The following is an 18,950-nucleotide window of genomic DNA, read 5'->3' on the forward strand; positions in this document are numbered from 1 at the left end:
GGCACCTTAAGGCGGGGCGGAAGCCCCGGCCCTCAGCTGGAAGGAGAGGTGATGGAACAGGTGGCGCTGGAGGCGGAGGTGGCGCCCAGCAGGCGCACCTGATCCTGCCCCGTCACACCCGGGAAGGAGGAGAACAGCGTCGTGGAGGACGTGCCCAGCTTCTGCTTCTTCGCGAAGAAGTCGCAGCTCACCACGATCTGGCTGATCATGATCGTGCCGGCATTGGCCACCTGCACATTTACGAACGCGCCGCCGGGATCGGTGATCACGCTGCCATAGGTGAGCTTCAGCCACGCCGGATCGGCGGCGGCCGGAGTGATCGCCGCGATCAGCGCGGCACCCGCCATCAGCTTCCTCATACCTGCCCCCCGAGATGCTCGGCCACGGTGAAGATGTCCTTGTCGCCGCGCCCCGACAGATTGACCACCATGATGTGGTCCTTTGGCTTGGTGGGCGCGATCTCCATTAGCTTACCTATGGCGTGGGCGCTTTCCAGGGCCGGAATGATGCCCTCCAGCTTCGCCAGGATCTGGAAGCCCTCCAGCGCCTCCGCATCGGTGCAGGGGATATAGGTCACCCGCTTCACGTCATGCAGGAAGGAATGCTCGGGGCCGATGCCGGGATAGTCCAGGCCCGCCGAGATGGAGTGCGCCTCGGTGATCTGGCCGTCCCCGTCCATGAGCAGATAGGTGCGGTTGCCATGCAGCACGCCGGGACGCCCGCCCGTGATGGAGGCCGCGTGCTGGCCGGAGGCGATGCCGTGCCCGGCCGCCTCGACGCCGTAAATCTCAACGTTCGGATCGTCCAGGAATTCATGGAACAGGCCGATGGCGTTGGAGCCCCCGCCCACGGCCGCCACCAGGCTGTCCGGCCCGCGCCCTTCCTGCTCCATGAGCTGGACGCGGGTCTCCCTGCCGATGATGGACTGGAAGTCGCGCACCATGGCCGGATAGGGGTGCGGGCCCGCCACCGTGCCGATGCAATAGAAGGTGTCGTCCACATTCGTGACCCAGTCGCGCAGGGCCTCGTTCATGGCGTCCTTCAGGGTGCGCGAGCCGGAGGTGACCGGCACCACCGTGGCGCCCAGCATGTTCATGCGGAACACGTTGGGCTTCTGCCGCTCCACGTCCACCGCGCCCATATAGACGACGCAATCGAGCCCGAAGCGCGCGCAGAGCGTGGCGGTGGCGACGCCGTGCTGCCCCGCCCCGGTCTCGGCGATGATGCGCTGCTTGCCCATGCGGCGGGCGAGCAGGATCTGGCCGAGCACGTTGTTCACCTTGTGGGAGCCGGTATGGTTCAGCTCCTCGCGCTTCAGATAGATCTTCGCGCCGCCCAGATGCTCGGTCAGCCGCTCGGCGAAATAGAGCGGCGAGGGGCGACCCACATAATGGGCGAGATAGGAATCCATCTCCGTCTGGAAGGCCGGATCCGCCCTGGCGGCGCGATAGGCCTCTTCCAGAGCGAGGATATTCGGCATCAGCGTCTCGGCGACGAAGCGCCCGCCATGGATGCCGAAATGGCCCCGTTCGTCCGGGCCCGTGCGGTAGGAATTGAGGACGGTCACGGCTGCCTGCCTTCTGACGGAATGACGAAAACTCACGCATCCCCGCTGCGCGGGGCCCCCCGCGCCGCCCGCACGAAGGCGGCGATCTTTTCGGGCGACTTCACGCCGGGCGCACTTTCCACGCCCGAGGATACGTCGATCCCATCCACCCGGATGCGCACGAGCGCCTGCGACACGTTGTCGGGATCGAGCCCCCCGGAAAGCATGACGGGGCGCCCAGGGTCAAGAGAGCGCAGCAGATCCCAGTCGAATGGACGCCCATTGCCACCGGGCAGCAGCGCCCCCGGATCGGGCTTGGCGTCGAACAAAAGAAGGTCGCTCACCGCCGCATAGGCCGGCACCACGTCGAGATCCTGCGCCGTGCGCACGGAAATGGCCTTCATGACTGGGCGGGCGAAGCGCGCGCGGATCTCCGCGACCCGCTCGGGGCTTTCATGGCCGTGCAGTTGGAGAATGTCGGGCCCGGCCGCCGCAATAAGCGTCTCAAGCTGGGCATCGCTCGCATCCACCGTGAGCAGCACCATGCGCGCCCGCCCCTCCACCGCCCGGGCCAGGGCGCCCATGGCCTCCGGCTCCAAATGGCGCGGGCTTTTGGGGAAGGAGACGAAGCCCACCATGTCCGCCCCGGCCGCCAATGCGGCCTCCAGGGCAGCCGGTGTGTTCACACCGCAGATCTTGATGTCGAGGCTCATGATGCCGAGGCCCGTAATCTCGCGGTCCACGGGGTTACCGCGCAACCGCCACCCCGCACCATCGCAAGGGCCCCTGCCCTCGCCGTGCGCTCAGGTCTCCACGCGGGTGAACTGGCCCGCCTTGCGGAATCGCCACAGATAGCTCGGCAGGACGCTGCCCAGCGCGGCGGGCGCGATGCCGAGGCCCGCGAGCGTGCGTCCCTCGGTGATGGCGGCGTCACTCACCACATTGTCATGGCGCAGCATGGCCACCTGGTCCCGCGTCAGCAGGGCGCCGGGCAGCTTCTCCAGGAAACGCGCCTCGAAATCGGCAAGGCCGAAGGGCAGGTCCATGAGGATGCGGCGGGCACCGATCTCGCGCAGGGTCAGCTCCATCAGCTCCTTGAAGGTGCGCACCTCAGGGCCGCCCAGTTCATAGGTGGCGCTGGCCATGGCCTTGCCGTCCACCCCACGCTCCACCGCAGCCGCCACATCAGCCACGAAGACCGGCTGGAAACGGGTATGCCCCCCGCCGATGAGCGGCAGGGCCGGGGACATGCGCGCCAGGGACGCGAAGCGGTTGAAGAAGCGGTCCTCGGGGCCGAACACCACCGAGGGGCGCAGAATGATGGCGGACGCCACGGCCGCACGCGCCGCCGCCTCGCCCTCGCCCTTGGTGCGGGCATAGCCGACGGTGGAGGACGGGTCCGCGCCGATGGCGGACACATGGATCAGCCCAGCCCCGTTCGCGGCGGCAGCAGTGGCGATGGCGCGGGCGCCGAAGGCATGCACGGCGTCGAAGGACTGGCGGCCGCTAGGGGCCAGGATGCCCACCAGATTGACCACGCAGGTGGCGCCCTCGGCAGCGGCCATCACCGAATCGGGATAGCGCACATTGGCCTGGGTGAGCTGAATCTGCCCGACCTGGCCAAGCGGCAGCAGGAAGCCCGCAAGATCGGGACGGCGCACGGGCACGCGAATCCGGTAGCCGCGCTTGGCCAGGGCCCGCACCACATAGCGGCCCAGGAAGCCCGACCCGCCGAAGACGGTCACGAGGCTGTCGGTCACGGGCCGCTCGGCCACCGCCACTTCGCTCATGCCAATTCCCTTGCTTTCAAGCCCTTGAAGGCATCCGCCGTCGCGCGTCCGCTTCTATATAGGGCGTGGGTCCATATATGAGGACAGCCATACGTGAGCCGGGGGTCGCCCGTCCAGAGACCACTGCGTCGCAAGGCCGAAGAATGCTGCACTGCAAAGCTGGCCTGCGCGGCGCGCGCACGCCATCCGGGTGGCCGACAGTTGACGCGGAGCCGCCGCGACCTTATAAGCCGCCTACTTCGCTGGCGACCCTGCTTGCCGGCACTGGATTTCATTTCACTGCTGCGTGGCTGCCATCCGGCACTGCCGCGCGCGACAAGGGATAGAGGACGGCCGATGGCCAATACGCCCTCCGCTAAAAAGGCCGCGCGCAAGATCGCGCGTCGGACCGAAGTCAACCGTTCGCGTCGTTCGCGCGTCCGGACCTTCCTGCGCAAGTTCGACGATGCCATCGCCTCCGGCGACGCCACCGCCGCCGCCACCGCTTTCAAGGCCGCCGAGCCTGAGCTGATGCGCGCTGTGACCAAGGGCGTGCTTCACAAGAACACGGCGTCCCGCAAGGTGTCCCGCCTCGCCGCGCAGCTGAGCAAGCTGAGCGCCTGAGAGCGACCCCAGCGCTGAGACATCGTCTCATCGAGAATTCAAAAAGCCCGGCGCCCCGCGCCGGGCTTTTTTGCTTTGGGCACCCCTCGCCACACCGCCGCTTCACAAGGCGCCCCCAAACGGCATGCGGGCCCCTAAGAGCGGCACCCTGCCCACGCCCGGCGGCCAGCGACTTCCCCCATCCGGAGGTGCGGCTCATGCCCGCCTGGATTGGAGCACGCGGCATCTGCCCTGCCCGCCTCGCCCTCCTGGCTTTATGCGCCACCGCTAGGTCCACCGTCCTTGCCGCCCACCGCCCTGCCGCCGGAGCAGGACTGCGGTCGGGATGGCACCCATGGCGCGGCACTTCCCGTGCGAATCTGTCATTTCCGGCCGCTGCCCTAGGACCATGGACAGGTCAAGGGAGGGCCCATCCCGAGCCGGTTTTTCCCAATCTTATCCCCTTCACAGGGTGCGCAGGAAAAAGCGTGCCCGGCGAAGAGGTTATCACCAAAGCCCGAAATTCATTCCGTAGCGGATGCAAATGGAGGTATCATAATAAATAGAGACAGAAGTCCTACGAACCCGGAGAGGCACCGCTACGCCTTCGATTCTCATTGTTCGATCAGAGGTTTGCCGGCTGAAATAAAAGTAACCTCGAAATTCGCGCCACGCCCGCTTTCCCCCGCAATCCTGCTCCGCGGGGGAAAGGCGTTGCGCACCTCGGGGCGCCTGTGTATGTTCAATCTCGCTTCCGGGGGCTGACCTGGAATTCATCAACAGACAGCAAGTTTCACGACTCTTCGTGGGCAAGGGAGGGTGTCACATGTGTGTTTTGTGTACTCACCCCCCTTCAAACAAGCTCACAGACTTCGTGGCGGATACTGCGTTTGTTGATACTGTTCTATCCTTGAACCTATAGCTGTTCAGGATCGCGCGTTTAAATCACAATAAAACTTTACAACGACGGTCCGATGGACAGCAGGTCCACGGCAGATGGGGCGGCTATGACCTGTGGCAGCAGCGCATATTTCGGCGCTTTCATCGGTGTTTCTTCCCCTCCCTCGGGCGAGGATGCCGTCGCCAGTGACAGCGAGGACGAGCGAAGTCCGCTCGCACGCTGAGGGTCCTCCCGGCTCCTCCTGAACCCCAAGCCCATTTCCGGCATGTGGCCGCGCCCGCTGAGGCGCCGACGCCCGTGCTGTTCCTACCAGGGAGCCGCTCCGCGCGGTCACGACCCTTATGCTGAAGCCCGAACCCGTTGACGTCGCGAAATTCGGCCCGGCCATCACCGGCGCGGCATCGGCGGACGAACCCTCCCAGCATTGGGATCGCATCCGCGCCCGGCTGCGCCAGGAGATCGGCGAGGACGTCTATTCCTCGTGGTTCGCCCGGCTTGAGCTGGACAAGGTCAGCGGCGACACCGTCCATCTGTCCGTTCCCACCCGCTTCCTGAAGTCCTGGATTCAGGGCCATTACGTGGAGCGGCTCACGGAACTGTGGCGCGATGAGACCGGCGGCGCCCGCAAGGTGGATGTGGCCGTGCGCTCCGCCGCCATCCGCAGCCAGCCTTTGAAGGCCCGCGAGCCGCGCGCCACCGTGACCGAGCAGACCGCCGAGCCGCGCCGCACGGCGCAGGCTCCGGCTGCAGCCGCCGTCTCCGCGCCCGTCTCGGCCGCCTTTGCCGCTCCGGCGGACGTGGCTGCGGGCTCCCCGCTCGATCCGCGCCTCACCTTCGAGACCTTCGTGGTGGGCAAGTCCAACACGCTGGCCCATGCCGCCGCGCGGCAGGTGGCGGATGCGGCGCCCGGCGCCGCGCCCATCTTCAATCCGCTCTATCTCCATGCCCCCGTGGGCCTGGGCAAGACGCACCTGCTGCAGGCCGTCGCCTGGGCGGGCGCCGCCCGTGGCCGCCGGGTGGTCTACCTCACCGCCGAGCGCTTCATGTACGGCTTCGTCGCCGCTCTGAAGAGCCATGCCGCCATCGCCTTCAAGGATGCGCTGCGCAGCATCGACACCCTGCTGATCGACGACCTGCAGTTCCTGACCGGCAAGAACATGCAGCAGGAATTCTGCCATACGCTCAACGCCCTGATCGATGCCGGGCGGCAGGTGATGGTGGCCGCCGACCGGCCGCCGTCCGAGCTGGACGGGCTCGACGACCGGGTGCGCTCGCGCCTTGCGGGCGGCCTCGTGGTGGAATTGGCCCCGCTGGAGGAAGAACTGCGCCTGCAGATCCTGAAGGCCCGTTCCCAGGCGTTCGCCGAGCAGCACAAGGGCTTCGAGGTTCCCGCCCCGGTGCTGGAACTGCTCGCCCGCAATGTGGGCCAGAGCGGCCGGGACCTGGACGGCGCGCTGAACAAGCTGCTCGCCTGCAATCGCCTCACCGGCGAGCCGGTGACCCTGGAGATGGCCGAGACCGCCATCCGCGACCTCGTGCGCCCCAGCGATCCCAAGCGCGTGCGGGTGGAGGACATCCTGCGGGTGGTCGCCAAGCACTATAACGTGTCGCGCGCCGACCTCCTCTCCCAGCGCCGCACCGCCAATGTGGTGAAGCCGCGCCAGATCGCCATGTATCTGGCCAAGACGCTCACCTTGCGCTCGCTGCCCGAGATCGGGCGCCGCTTCGGCGGGCGTGACCACACCACGGTGCTGCACGCCGTGCGCAAGATCGATGGGCTCATCGCCTCCGACCGCGCGCTCGCGGAGGAAATCGAGACCTTGAAGCGCCTCGTGAACGAATAGCGGGCAAGGATCGCGGCGCGCCGGTGCGAAATGGCTCCGGTGCACTTGCTTTGCGGGCGTTGCGGCGGCAATGTCGGCGCCCCCACGGTTCGCGGATCGCGAGCGGGGGACCGGGGCGGCGCCCGCCGCACCGTTTGATTTTTCCCTGAGCCAAGGGTCACGGGTCCGGCCATGAAGGTCATCGTCGAACGCGCCGAGCTGCTCAAGTCGCTCAGCCATGTTCACCGCGTCGTCGAGCGCCGCAACACCATTCCTATTCTCGCGAACGTGCTCATGCGCACGGGCGCGGGCGGGCTGGAGCTGAAGGCCACCGACCTCGATCTGGAAGTGGTCGAGACCGTGCCCGCCGAGGTGGGTCAGGCCGGTGCCACCACCGTGCCCGCCCATGTGCTCTACGACATCGTGCGCAAGCTGCCGGACGGCGCCCAGGTGGCGCTGGAGACCAGCGGGGAGCGCGGCACCCTCCAGGTGCGCGCCGGTCGCGCCCGCTTCACCCTCCAGACCTTGCCCGAGGGCGATTTCCCGGATCTGGCGGCGGGTGAGTTCAGCCACACCTTCCAGGTGAAGAGCGCGGACTTCCGCCGGCTGGTGGACAAGACCCAGTTCGCCATCTCCACCGAGGAGACGCGCTATTATCTCAACGGCATCTACCTGCATGTGACCGAGGCCGCCGGCTTCGAGACGCCCGTGCTGCGTGCCGTGGCCACCGACGGCCACCGCCTCGCCCAGGCCCAGTTGGCGGCGCCCGAGGGTGCGGCCGGCATGCCCGGCGTCATCGTGCCCCGCAAAACGGTCGCCGAGGTGCAGAAGCTGCTGGAAGACAAAGACGCCATCGTCTCCGTCTCCCTCTCCGCCACCAAGATCCGCCTGGCCCTGGGCGCCATCGTGCTCACCTCCAAGCTGATCGACGGCACCTTCCCGGACTATGGCCGCGTCATCCCCCAGGGCAATGACAAGACGCTGATGGTGGACAAGGCGGATTTCGCCGCCGCCGTGGACCGCGTCTCCACCGTGTCCAGCGAGCGCGGGCGGGCGGTGAAACTCTCCCTCTCCGAGGGGCGGCTGATCCTGTCCGTCACCAACCCGGATTCCGGCAGCGCCGTCGAAGAGCTGGAAGTGGACTACGCGGCCGAGGCGCTGGATATCGGCTTCAACAGCCGCTACCTCCTCGACATCACCGCACAGCTCGAAGGCGACACGGCGGAGCTGAAGCTCGCCGATCCCGGCTCGCCCACCTTGGTGCGCGACAGCACGAAGACGGATGCGCTCTACGTGCTCATGCCCATGCGGGTGTGAGCGCAACCGCCTGAATGACCCCCGCGGCCGCGCCCGCCGCCCGGGTGCGGCGCCTCACCCTCACGCGGTTCCGCTCCTATCCGCTCGCCCAGGTGGCCTTCGGCACCGGGCCCGTGGTGATCACCGGACCCAACGGGGCGGGCAAGACCAACCTGCTTGAAGCCATCTCGCTCCTCTCGCCCGGCCGCGGCCTGCGCCGCGCACGGCTGGAGGAGCTTGCCCAGAGCGGCGGCGACGGCAGCTTCGCCGCCTCCGCCCAGGTGGAAGGCGCGCTCGGCACCGTGCAGCTCGGCACCGGCATCGAGCCGAAGCCGGAGGGCACCGGCGCCCGCAAATGCCGCATCGACCAACAGCCGGTCCCCTCCCCCTCCGCCTTCCTCGACCATCTGAAAGTCATCTGGCTCACCCCGGAGATGGACGGCCTGTTTCTGGGCCCGCCTTCCGATCGTCGGCGCTTCCTGGACCGGCTGGTCCTGGCCGTGGACGGCGAGCATGGTACGCGCGTGAACGCGCTGGAGCGGGCCTTGCGGGGCCGCAACCGGCTGCTGGAGGAACAGGGCGACCCGCGCCTGCTGACCGCCGTCGAGCATGAGCTGGCGGAACTGGCCGTGGCGGTGGCCGCCGCGCGCCTGGAGACCGTCGCCCGCCTCTCCGCCGAGATCGAGGCGGGGCGCGATGCGGCCTCGCCCTTCCCCTTCGCCCGGATCGCCCTGGACGGCGCCATCGAGCGGCTTCTGGCCGAGCGACCGGCCCTGGAGGTTGAGGACCGCTATCGCGCCGTGCTGCGCGAGGGCCGCCCGCGCGACCGGGCCGCCGGGCGCACCCTGGAAGGCCCCCATCTGTGTGACCTTGCCGTGTCCCACGGGCCCAAGGATCTTCCGGCCGCCCGCTGCTCCACGGGCGAGCAGAAGTCGCTGCTCATCGGCCTCACCTTGTCCCATGCCCGGCTCGTCACCGCCATGCACGCCATCGCGCCGGTCGTGCTGCTGGACGACGTGGCCGCCTATCTCGACGCCGACCGTCGCGCGGGCCTGTTCCAGGCCCTGGACCGGCTGGGTGCGCAGGTCTTCCTGACCGGCGCCGACCCGGCCGCCTTTTCCGGCATAGAGGCAAGCGACCGGCTGGCGGTGCGCCCCGGCGCCGTGGCGCCTTTGGCGGACTGACGACACGCGCTCACGGGAACCACCGCGGCCAGGCTTGCGCTTGCGCGGCACGCAGGCGTTTTCGGCTGCGCGCGGACTCACGTTTTCGCGAGAAATTCGCCATCCCGCCCCGGTTTTCGGGGGGTGTGTCCGTGGGGCCACCCCCGTGATTCCCGCCCATGCTAGGCATGGTTTCAACGATTCGTTTTGTGCGCCGGGGACCCATGGCCAGCGACAGTCACAAGCCTGCCGAGATCAGCCGTCGTGTCTTCGTGTTCGGCGCCCCCCTCCTCCTCGCAGCCTGCCAGACCACCGGCACGGCGCCCGTCAGCCCCATGTCCGGCATGTATGGGCCGGTGGGCGGCGAGCCCTTCGCCGTGGATGCGGTTGATGTCAGCGATCTCGACCCGAGATATCTGCGCCAGGAAGTGAGCTATTCCGGCAAGTATCCGCCCGGCACCATCGTGGTGGATGTGGAGGACAAGTTCCTCTACCTCGTCCAGCCCGGCGGCAAGGCGATCCGCTATGGCGTGGGCGTGGGCAAGCAGGGCTATTCCTATCGCGGATGGGCGACCATCAAGCGCAAGGAGAAGTGGCCGAGCTGGACCCCCACGGCCAACATGATCCGCCTCCAGCCGGAGCGCTACGGCCCCTATGCCAGCGGCCTGCCGGGCGGCGAGACCAACCCGCTCGGCCCGCGCGCGCTCTATCTGTATGACGGCGACCGCGACACCATGTTCCGCCTCCACGGCACCATCGAGCCCTGGAGCATCGGCGAGCAGGTGTCGTCGGGCTGCGTGCGCCTGCTGAACCAGGACATTATCGATCTCTATGACCGCGTGCCGCTCGGCACCCGCGTCTATGTGATGTGATCCGTCGGCGGCATCGTCCGCCGGCCTTTCCGCGCCGTCACATCCCCGTCATGTTTCCTGTGGGATTTGTCCCGCCATGTATGGCGTAAGCCGAATGGTGGTGGAGGGGCAAATTGACTGAAGCGCAGGACATCCAGCCTTACAACGTGCTCTTCCTCAGCACCGGCAGCGCCGGGCGTTCCGTGATGGCCGCGGCCATCCTGAACCGCCATGCGGGCGACCGGTTCCGGGCTTTCGCCGCCGGCACCGACGCGGACGGCACGGTGAACCCGTTCGCCATCGACGTGCTCGATGCCGAGGATTTCGAGACGCAGGGGCTGCGCTTTGAATCGGTGGAGACCTTCACCGGCCCCGGCGCGCCGGAGATGGATTTCATCTTCACCCTCTGCGACGACGCGGCGGGCGAGGACCTGCCCGAATGGCCCGGCGATCCCGCGACCGCCCATTGGGGCATCGAGAACCCCGCCAAGGTGGAAGGCTCCCCCATCGAGAAGGAACGGGCGTTCGAGACCGCCTTCCACTATCTGCGCAACCGGGTGCTGGCCTTCGCCGCTTTGCCGCTCAAGACATTGGACCATCTCTCCCTGCACAGCCACCTGCACGCCATCGGCCAGCAGGAAGGGACGACGCAGCCTCCCAAGGCCGGCTGATCCCCGCCTGAGTGATAGCGCTTCGGACGGGTGCGCGCGGCTGCGGGCTTGACCTCCGTCGCGCGCACGCGCACACGAAAGCCATGGATTTCGGTACGCTCGCCTTCTTCGCAGGCATCCTGACGCTCGCGGCGATTTCGCCCGGCCCGGCGGTGATCGCGATCGTGGCCCGGACATTGGCACGGGGGCGCTCGGGCTCCGCCGCCTTCATCGCCGCCTTGGCGCTCGGCGACATGCTCTGGCTCGCGGCCGCCTGCCTTGGGCTTGCCGCCCTGGCTGCGGCGCTGGGCGGGCTGTTCGTGCTGGTGCGCCTCACGGGCGCCGCCTACCTGCTCTATCTCGCCTACCGCCTCTGGACCGATCCCGCCGTTCCGCCCGCACAGGCACCGGAGGCGACGGATCGCGGCGCCCTGGACCTGTTCGGCGCGGGCCTCGCCCTGTCCATGGGCAATCCCAAGACCATGGCCTTCTATCTGGCCCTGCTGCCCACCCTGGTGGACCTGGAGCACCTGACCCTGCTCGGTTTCGCCGAGATGGCCGCCATCATTGCGGTGGTGCTCACCCTGGTCTTCGCCGGCTATGTGCTGGTGGCGGACCGTGCCCGGCGCTTCATCGCCTCCACCCGCGCCATGCGCTGGCTGAACCGCACTTGCGGCGTGGCCATGGCAGGCGCTGCCGTGACCGTCGCCACCAAATAGCCGCCGACCTGCGGTAGATCGCGCGCGCCTGGAAGCAGGCATCCCTTTGCACACGAAGGGCCGCGCACCGCTGGAAACCATGCCCGGATTCGGGGATTCGCCCCAAGACCGGGTATATTCAGAGTTCAATGCGTTCAACGATTCGAGACATCATCATGGTCGAGCCCGCGCCCGCGGCATCCCCCAACGATTACGGCGCTCAGTCGATCCAGGTCCTCAAGGGCCTCGACGCGGTGCGCAAGCGCCCGGGCATGTATATCGGCGACACCGACGATGGCTCGGGCCTGCACCACATGGTCTATGAGGTGGTGGACAACGCCATCGACGAGGCCCTGGCGGGATACGCCCAGGAAGTGACGGTGACGCTGAATGCCGACGGCTCGGTGACCGTCACCGACGATGGGCGCGGCATTCCCACCGACATCCATCCCGAGGAAGGGGTCTCGGCCGCCGAGGTCATCATGACCCAGCTCCATGCGGGCGGTAAGTTCAACCAGAATTCCTACAAGGTCTCGGGTGGCCTGCACGGCGTGGGCGTCTCGGTGGTGAACGCGCTCTCCACCCATCTCGACCTCACCGTCTGGCGTGATGGCAAGGAGCACTTCATGCGCTTCCGCCACGGCGATGCGGAAGCGCCTCTGAAGGTCGTGAGCGACAATGCGGGCGACAAGCGCGGCACCAAGGTGACCTTTCTGCCGAGCCCGCTGACCTTCACCAAGATCGTGTTCGACTACGGCACGCTGGAGCACCGCCTGCGGGAACTGGCCTTCCTGAATTCCGGCGTGCGGATCGTGCTCACCGATGCGCGCACGCCGGAGCCGAAGGTCGAGGAGCTGATGTATGAAGGCGGCGTGGAAGCCTTCGTGCGCTATCTCGACCGCTCCAAGCAGGCCCTCATCACCAAGCCCGTGGTGATCCGCGCCGAACGTGACGGCATCACCGTGGAAGCCGCCCTCTCCTGGAATGACGGCTACCACGAGAATATCCTCTGCTTCACCAACAACATCCCCCAGCGCGACCGGGGCACCCATTTCACCGGCTTCGCCGCCGCCCTCACCCGGCAGGTGATGAGCTATGCGGAGACCTCCGGCGTCACCAAGAAGGAGAAGGTCTCCCTCTCCGGCGAGGATTGCCGCGAGGGCCTGACCGCGGTTCTCTCCGTGAAGGTGCCGGACCCGAAATTCTCCTCCCAGACCAAGGACAAGCTGGTCTCCTCCGAGGTGCGCCCGGTGGTCGAGAGCCTCGTGGGCGAGGCGCTGAGCACCTGGCTTGAGGAAAACCCTTCCGAGGCGAAATCGGTGGTGGGCAAGGTGGCGGAAGCCGCCGCCGCCCGAGAGGCCGCCCGCCGCGCCCGCGAACTGACGCGCCGCAAGAACCCGCTGGATATCGCCTCCCTGCCCGGCAAGCTCGCCGATTGCCAGGAACGCGACCCGGCCAAGTCCGAACTCTTCATCGTCGAGGGTGACTCGGCCGGCGGCTCCGCCAAGCAGGGCCGCGACCGCGCCTTCCAGGCCGTGCTCCCCCTGCGCGGCAAGATCCTGAACGTGGAGCGCGCCCGCTTCGACAAGATGCTCTCGTCCGAGCAGATCGGCACGCTCATCACCGCGCTCGGCACCGGCATCGGCCGCGACGATTTCGACATCGCCAAGCTGCGCTACCACAAGATCATCATCATGACCGACGCGGACGTGGACGGCTCCCACATCCGCACCCTGCTTCTCACCTTCTTCTTCCGGCAGATGCCGGAGATCGTGGAGCACGGCCATCTCTACATCGCCCAGCCGCCGCTCTACAAAGTCATGCGCGGCAAGTCCGAGAGCTACATCAAGGACGAGCGGGCGCTGGAAGACTATCTGATCACGGCCGGCCTCGACGATGCGGGCCTCTATCTCACCACAGGCGAAGTGCGCACGGGGGCCGACCTTGCCGCCGTGGTGGAAGGAAGCCGCCAGTTCCGCTCGGTGCTGAACAACCTGCACCCCCGCTACAACAAGGCGGTGGCCGAGCAGGCAGCGCTTGCCGGCGCCCTGCGCCCCGGTCTGCTCCTTGAAGAAACCGCCGCCACCGAGGCCGCTGCCCGCGTGGCGGACCGGCTGGACCGGCTGTCGGAGGAGACCGAGCGCGGCTGGGCCGCCGAGGCGGATGCGTCCGGCATGCGCTTCTGGCGCACCGTGCGGGGCGTGAAGGAAGTGAGCACCCTCGACGTGGCCTTCCTCTCCTCCCCCGATGCCCGGCGGCTCGACACCCTGGCGGGTGAGCTGGATGGCGTGTTCGACGGCGGCGCCACGCTGCGGCGCAAGTCCGAGGAGCATGCCCTGTTCGGCGCGGTGGACCTGTTCGACGCCGTGACCGATGCCGGCCGCAAGGGCCTCTCGCTCCAGCGCTACAAAGGCCTGGGCGAGATGAACCCCGACCAGCTCTGGGAAACAACGCTGGACGTGAACGCCCGCTCGCTTCTCCAGGTGCGGGTGAAGGAACTGGACGCGGCCGACGACCTCTTCAACCGTCTCATGGGCGACGTGGTGGAGCCGCGCCGCGAATTCATCCAGGAGAACGCGCTGAAGGCCAGCGTGGACGTGTGAGCGAGGCAAGAGGCGTCAGCTCTCGAAGAGCTTGAGCCTTGCCTTGATCTGACAGTGGAAGTGCGCGACAGTTACTCAACCCTGAGTATGCGCCCTTCATGTCCGTTGTTGTTCATAAGCCGCTTGTGTCAGGCGGCATTCTCTACAGCTTGCATCATCTCCAACCGCTGAGGGTCACTCTGCCCGCCGCCGCGCGGGATGCCGCGGACTTGGTGACCCGCGTCTCGTTTCATTCCCATGTCTATTCGCAGAGCCATCCGGGCCCATCGGGCGGTGCGGTATTCGAGGACGAAGCAGGCCGCTGGAGAGAATTCTGCCCGGCTCGCCACACGCTTTCGCAGACGCTCCCCCGGCACTGCCAAGACATGATTGCGAGTGCCTATCCAACCTGGCCGTCACGGGATCGCAATAATATCAACAACATGGCCGTCTGCGATGCTCAGCCGGAAACCGGCGAGCGCTATGTCATCTTCTATGAGGTGGTTCCCAGCCCCGCCAAGGGCGTTCATGTGAAACTCATTGTGAAGAGTGCCTACAGCACCCATTTCGATAGCGCCCGCACGGGAAAGCGGATGACTGTCCGGCAGGTCATCAAGAAATGCCATTAGGAGGGAAAGCGCCTTCCATGACACCAGCGCGCCTGAAACAAAAAGGGCTCCGCGAAGGAGTCCTGATTATGGCTTGCCTGAACTTCCGTCCAAGCTCACCGCGCGAGTGCCGCTTACCGTGGTATGCAGACCCTTTCGGGTGGGCATGCAGTGGCGACCGTTTCGGAAGCCTCGCTGTCCACTGCTTCCATTAAGATAGTGCAACTTAGCGTCGTGTCAAATCCTTGAGGCGCTCACGGCTGCCGGAGTCTGTCCGGCACCAGCGCCCTGAGGCGCAGGTGGATGGCGGCCTCGTGCCGCTGCCACCAGATGCCCACCGCCACCAGCGACAGGCCGATGGCCGTGAGAGCCAGCGGGAAGAGCAGGCTGTCCTCGAACAGCTCGAACGCCAGATATCCCAGATAGCCTGCGACGCCCATGGCGCCGAGCACGGTGAAGATCCGCCGGTTGATCATGGCCCCGAACAGTACCAGGACGCCATTGAACAGCGCATAGACAAGGCGCGTCAGCTCGGTGCCGCTATCGATCGACGTGATGGCGCCCCAGGCGGCGATGGCGCCCAGCAGATAGAGCCAGGTGGCGAAATCCGCGGTCCCATACCGCCGCCGAAGCCGGTCCAGGATACCGGCCGCGACACACATGCCGATGCCAAAGGCGATGGAGATGCGCCGGGCATGTTCCATGTCCCAGCTCTCTCCCGGCGGCCAGCGGGACAGGTCCATGCTCATGTACCAGAGCGTGAGCGCCACCGGCATGACGAGGAAAGGCAACCGCAGCCGCCAAAGCGCGAGAGCGCCCGCTATGAGCGTCGCGATCTCCAGCGTCAGCCAGCGCCCGTCCACCCATTGGTGATACTGGCTGAATCGCTGCCCAGAGACCGAGCCCGACACGTCCGGCCACAGGCCCAGCGCATGCTGGGCGGACCAGGTGGACAGCGGCACGAGGAAGACGGCGAGTGTGCCCAGCAGACCCGCAGGGATGGGAAAGCCGCGCTTCGCCAGCCATTCCGCCATCCACCAGCAGAATGCCCCGTAGAGCAGAGCGAGCACGCAGATGCCCCAGGGGCCGAGCACGTCCCAGCTCAGCGTCATGAACAGGCTCATGGCCGCGATGGCGAGCAGCCCGCCGAAATAATAGAGCGTATGGCCGAAGCTGAAGCGCGCCTCGCCCGGCTGAAGGGCGGTCACGGGGCGAGCCGCGAAGAAGTCCCACAGCGCGCCCACCTGCGCGGCCTCGATGAGACCCGCCGCCTGCGCCCGCTCCAGATCCGCGCGCCCGATCTCCAGCCGGGGGCCGGACGGAACGGGGGGCGAAGCAGGGGTGTCGGTCATCAAGCCGCTCTCCTCGGGCCTGCGCGAAGCGCGCATGCCCTGTTCTGGGCGAGGATCGGGGAGGCATCAAGGCCGGGACGACGCGCCGCATCTCCCGCCCCCCCGTCCGGCGCGCTAAAACAAGGGCGGAGCGCACCATGATCTACGATTTCATCGTCATCGGCGGCGGCATTGTCGGCCTGTCCACCGCCATGCAACTCGCCGAACGCCGCGCGGGCGCCGCCATACTCGTGCTTGAGAAGGAGGACGGGCTTGCCCGCCACCAGACCGGGCACAATAGCGGCGTCATCCATGCGGGCATCTATTACGCCCCCGGCAGCTTCAAGGCGGAGCTGTGCCGCAAGGGCGAGGCCGCCACGAAAGCCTTCTGCGCGGCGCACGACATCCCGTTCGAGGTCTGCGGGAAGACCCTGGTGGCCACCAGCGACGCGGAAGTGGCGCGCATGAATGCGCTCTATGAGCGGGCGGTGGCCAATAATGTGCCGCTGGAGCGCCTCGACGCGGCCGAACTGAAGCGCCGGGAGCCGCGCATCACCGGCCGCGCCGCCTTGTTCGTGCCCACCACGGGCATCGTGGATTATCGCCGGGTCTGCGAGGCCATGGGCCGCGAGATCAAGGCGGCAGGCGGGGACATCCGGCTCGGGGCCACCGTCACCGCCATCCGGGAGAGCGGCGACCGGGTGGAAGTGGTCGCGGGCGGCACCACCTATGCCACCCGCAAGCTCATCGCCTGCTCGGGCCTCCAGTCGGACCGGCTTGCGCGCATGGCGGGGCTCGCCATCCGCCATCGCATCATTCCGTTCCGGGGCGAATATTTCCGCCTGCCCGCCCGCCTCAACGATGTGGTGAAGACCCTCATCTATCCCATCCCCGACCCGACCCTGCCCTTCCTCGGCATCCATCTCACCCGCATGATCGACGGCTCGGTGACGGTGGGGCCGAACGCGGTGCTGGGCCTTGCGCGGGAGGGTTATCCCAAGCTCTCCCTGAACCTGCGGGACATGGCCGACACCCTCACCTTCCCCGGCTTCTGGCGCACCCTGACCCATCACCCGGCCGCGACCCTGAAGGAGGCGCGTAACTCCCTGTTCAAGGCTGGCTATCTGGCGGAATGCCGCAAATATTGCCCGGACCTCACGGCCGAAGATCTCGGTCCCTACCCGGCCGGCATCCGGGCCCAGGCGGTTCTGACGGACGGCACGCTGGTGCATGACTTCCTGTTCCTGGAAAGCCCCCGAATGCTGCATGTGTGCAACGCCCCCTCCCCGGCGGCCACGTCCGCCATTCCCATCGGCGCCATGATCGCCGACAAGGTGCTCTGAACCATGGGAACCCTGCTGCGCATCTATGGCCGGGCCCTGCGCCTGCTGGGGCCGCAGGCCCGCCTCGGCCTGCTGCTGGCGCTGGGCAATGTGGCCCTGGCGGTGGCGCAGTTCGCCGAGCCGGTCCTGTTCGGGCGTATCATCAATGCGCTGGCGGGCGGCACGGGCGGCGAGCCCCTCACCTTTTCGTCCCTCACCCCCCTGCTCCTCGCCTGGGGGGCCTTCGGGCTGTTCTCCATCGTCGCCGGCGTGCTGGTCTCGCTCAATGCGGACCGGCTGGCCCATAAGAGGCGGCTCGGCGTGCTCACGGAATATTTCGAGCACGTCCTCCAGCTTCCCCTGGCGTTCCACGGCGAGACCCATTCCGGCCGCCTGCTGAAGGTGATGCTCCAGGGCACAGACGCCTTGTGGGGCCTGTGGCTGTCCTTCTTCCGGGAGGATTGCGCGGCCCTGGTGGCCTTGGTGGTGCTGGTGCCGGTGGGCCTCATCATCAACTGGCGGCTGGGCCTCGTGCTGATCGTGCTGGTGTTCGCCTTCGCGCTCATCACCGCCTATGTGCTGCGGCGCACGGAGGCCATGCAGCGGGCGGTGGAGGACCACCGCTCCAGCCTCGCCGAGCACGCCACGGACGCGCTGGGCAATGTGGCGCTCATCCAGAGCTATACCCGCATCGAGGCGGAAGCCTCCCAGTTGCGCGAGACGGCAGGGCGCCTCCTGGCGGCGCAGCTTCCGGTGCTCTCCTGGTGGGCCATCGTGTCCATGGCCACCAAGTCCGCCACCACCCTCACCATTCTCATCCTGCTGGTGGTGGGCACCTGGCTGCATTTGAACGGGCTCGCGGATATCGGCGAGATCGTCACCTATGTGGCCTTCGCCACCATGCTCATCGGGCGTCTGGACCACACGGTGGGCTTCGTGAACCGGCTGGTGCTGAGCGCACCGTCGCTTCAGGAATTCTTCGAGGTTCTGGACACGCGCAGCGAGGTGCGCGAGCGCCCCGGCGCGCGGGATCTGGGGCCGGTGAAGGGCGCGGTGGCCTTCGAGGACGTGTCCTTTTCCTATGACGGCAAGCGGCCCGCCCTTGCGGACGTGACGCTCACCGCCGCGCCGGGCGAGACCATCGCGCTGGTCGGCTCCACAGGGGCGGGCAAGTCCACAGCCTTGGCCTTGCTGCACCGGGTGTTCGACCCGCAATCCGGGCGCATCACCATCGACGGCACGGACATTCGCGACGTCACGCTCGCCTCGCTGCGACGACAGATCGGCGTGGTGTTCCAGGAAGCGCTGCTGTTCAACCGCTCCATCGCGGACAATCTGCGGGTGGGGAAGCCGGACGCCACCGAGGCGGAAATGCGCACCGCCCTCGCCCGCGCCGAGGCCCTGGACCTTGTGGAGCGCCATCCCGACGGGCTGCGGGCGCGGGTGGGTGAGCGCGGCCGTGCCTTGTCCGGCGGCGAGCGCCAGCGCCTCGCCATCGCCCGCGCGCTGTTGAAGAACCCGCCCATCCTGATCCTGGACGAAGCCACCAGCGCGCTGGACGCCGCCACCGAGGCCAAGGTGCAGGCGGCGCTGGACGCGGTGATGGAGGGGCGGACTACCTTCGTCATCGCCCACCGGCTCGCCACGGTGCGCGATGCGGACCGCATCCTCGTGTTCGAGCATGGACAGGTGGTGGAAGCGGGAACGTTCGTTGACCTGGTGGCGCAGGGCGGCCGCTTCGCCCGTCTCGCCCAGGCCCAGTTCCTCACGCCCGCCACGCCCTAAGCCTCCGCAGGGCGCCGGAAAC

16 protein-coding genes are annotated in these 18,950 nt (G+C 67.5%); 11 read left to right on the forward strand and 5 right to left on the reverse strand.

The features are described from left to right. Positions 1–32: 32 nt before the first annotated feature. The 4 genes from EJJ38_RS11805 to EJJ38_RS11820 form a co-directional block, all read right to left on the reverse strand. The gene (locus EJJ38_RS11805) at positions 33–359 is read right to left on the reverse strand and encodes a hypothetical protein (protein ID WP_164738481.1); all 327 of its coding nucleotides are present in this window, start codon (positions 357–359) and stop codon (positions 33–35) included. Continuing rightward, on the reverse strand, positions 356–1,567 hold the full coding sequence (trpB, locus tag EJJ38_RS11810) for a tryptophan synthase subunit beta (RefSeq protein WP_127090244.1): 1,212 nt from the start codon (positions 1,565–1,567) through the stop codon (positions 356–358). Before trpB ends, EJJ38_RS11805 begins: the two co-directional genes overlap by 4 nt. A 32-nt stretch (positions 1,568–1,599) precedes the next feature. Beyond that, positions 1,600–2,259, reverse strand: a complete 660-nt coding sequence (locus EJJ38_RS11815; protein WP_127090376.1) for a phosphoribosylanthranilate isomerase — start codon at positions 2,257–2,259, stop codon at positions 1,600–1,602. 90 nt (positions 2,260–2,349) lie between these two features. Continuing rightward, positions 2,350–3,336 carry a complex I NDUFA9 subunit family protein gene (locus EJJ38_RS11820; RefSeq protein ID WP_127090245.1) on the reverse strand — a complete coding sequence of 329 codons (987 nt, stop codon included), beginning with the start codon at positions 3,334–3,336 and terminating at the stop codon, positions 2,350–2,352. A gap of 336 nt (positions 3,337–3,672) precedes the next feature. On the opposite strand from EJJ38_RS11820, the gene rpsT reads away from it, so the two are divergent. The 9 genes from rpsT to EJJ38_RS11865 all read left to right on the forward strand — a co-directional run bounded on the left by rpsT (position 3,673) and on the right by EJJ38_RS11865 (position 14,511). Next, positions 3,673–3,939: a 30S ribosomal protein S20 gene (gene rpsT, locus EJJ38_RS11825; protein WP_127090246.1), complete on the forward strand. Its 267-nt coding sequence runs from the start codon at positions 3,673–3,675 to the stop codon at positions 3,937–3,939. A gap of 1,221 nt (positions 3,940–5,160) precedes the next feature. After that, positions 5,161–6,663 (forward strand): chromosomal replication initiator protein DnaA, encoded by a 1,503-nt coding sequence (gene dnaA / locus EJJ38_RS11830; protein WP_127090247.1) that lies wholly within the window; start codon positions 5,161–5,163, stop codon positions 6,661–6,663. 171 nt (positions 6,664–6,834) lie between these two features. Then, positions 6,835–7,959: a DNA polymerase III subunit beta gene (dnaN, locus tag EJJ38_RS11835; protein ID WP_127090248.1), complete on the forward strand. Its 1,125-nt coding sequence runs from the start codon at positions 6,835–6,837 to the stop codon at positions 7,957–7,959. 14 nt (positions 7,960–7,973) lie between these two features. Further along, positions 7,974–9,122, forward strand: a complete 1,149-nt coding sequence (gene recF / locus EJJ38_RS11840; RefSeq protein WP_127090249.1) for a DNA replication/repair protein RecF — start codon at positions 7,974–7,976, stop codon at positions 9,120–9,122. A gap of 203 nt (positions 9,123–9,325) precedes the next feature. Continuing rightward, on the forward strand, positions 9,326–9,973 hold the full coding sequence (locus tag EJJ38_RS11845; RefSeq protein ID WP_127090250.1) for a L,D-transpeptidase: 648 nt from the start codon (positions 9,326–9,328) through the stop codon (positions 9,971–9,973). A 113-nt stretch (positions 9,974–10,086) separates the two neighbouring features. Next, entirely contained in the window at positions 10,087–10,623 is a 537-nt protein-coding gene (locus EJJ38_RS11850; protein ID WP_127090251.1) for an arsenate reductase ArsC, read from the forward strand. Between the two features lie 83 nt (positions 10,624–10,706). Next, complete coding sequence (locus EJJ38_RS11855) at positions 10,707–11,321, forward strand: LysE family translocator (RefSeq protein WP_127090252.1); 615 nt, start codon at positions 10,707–10,709, stop codon at positions 11,319–11,321. A gap of 155 nt (positions 11,322–11,476) precedes the next feature. Further along, positions 11,477–13,903 (forward strand): DNA topoisomerase (ATP-hydrolyzing) subunit B, encoded by a 2,427-nt coding sequence (gene gyrB / locus EJJ38_RS11860; RefSeq protein ID WP_127090253.1) that lies wholly within the window; start codon positions 11,477–11,479, stop codon positions 13,901–13,903. 98 nt (positions 13,904–14,001) lie between these two features. Continuing rightward, on the forward strand, positions 14,002–14,511 hold the full coding sequence (locus tag EJJ38_RS11865) for a hypothetical protein (protein WP_127090254.1): 510 nt from the start codon (positions 14,002–14,004) through the stop codon (positions 14,509–14,511). A 233-nt stretch (positions 14,512–14,744) separates the two neighbouring features. Here EJJ38_RS11865 and EJJ38_RS11870 read toward each other — a convergent pair whose 3' ends face one another. Further along, on the reverse strand, positions 14,745–15,842 hold the full coding sequence (locus EJJ38_RS11870; RefSeq protein WP_127090255.1) for a DUF2157 domain-containing protein: 1,098 nt from the start codon (positions 15,840–15,842) through the stop codon (positions 14,745–14,747). A gap of 137 nt (positions 15,843–15,979) precedes the next feature. Between EJJ38_RS11870 and lhgO the strand changes: the two genes are divergently transcribed. Beyond that, the gene (gene lhgO, locus EJJ38_RS11875) at positions 15,980–17,164 is read left to right on the forward strand and encodes an L-2-hydroxyglutarate oxidase (RefSeq protein WP_127090256.1); all 1,185 of its coding nucleotides are present in this window, start codon (positions 15,980–15,982) and stop codon (positions 17,162–17,164) included. 3 nt (positions 17,165–17,167) lie between these two features. After that, positions 17,168–18,928: a glucan ABC transporter ATP-binding protein/ permease gene (locus EJJ38_RS11880; RefSeq protein ID WP_127090257.1), complete on the forward strand. Its 1,761-nt coding sequence runs from the start codon at positions 17,168–17,170 to the stop codon at positions 18,926–18,928. Positions 18,929–18,950: the final 22 nt, after the last annotated feature.

Source organism: Aquabacter cavernae (genome assembly GCF_003993795.1).
GTDB classification, from domain to species: Bacteria; Pseudomonadota; Alphaproteobacteria; order Rhizobiales; family Xanthobacteraceae; genus Aquabacter; species Aquabacter cavernae.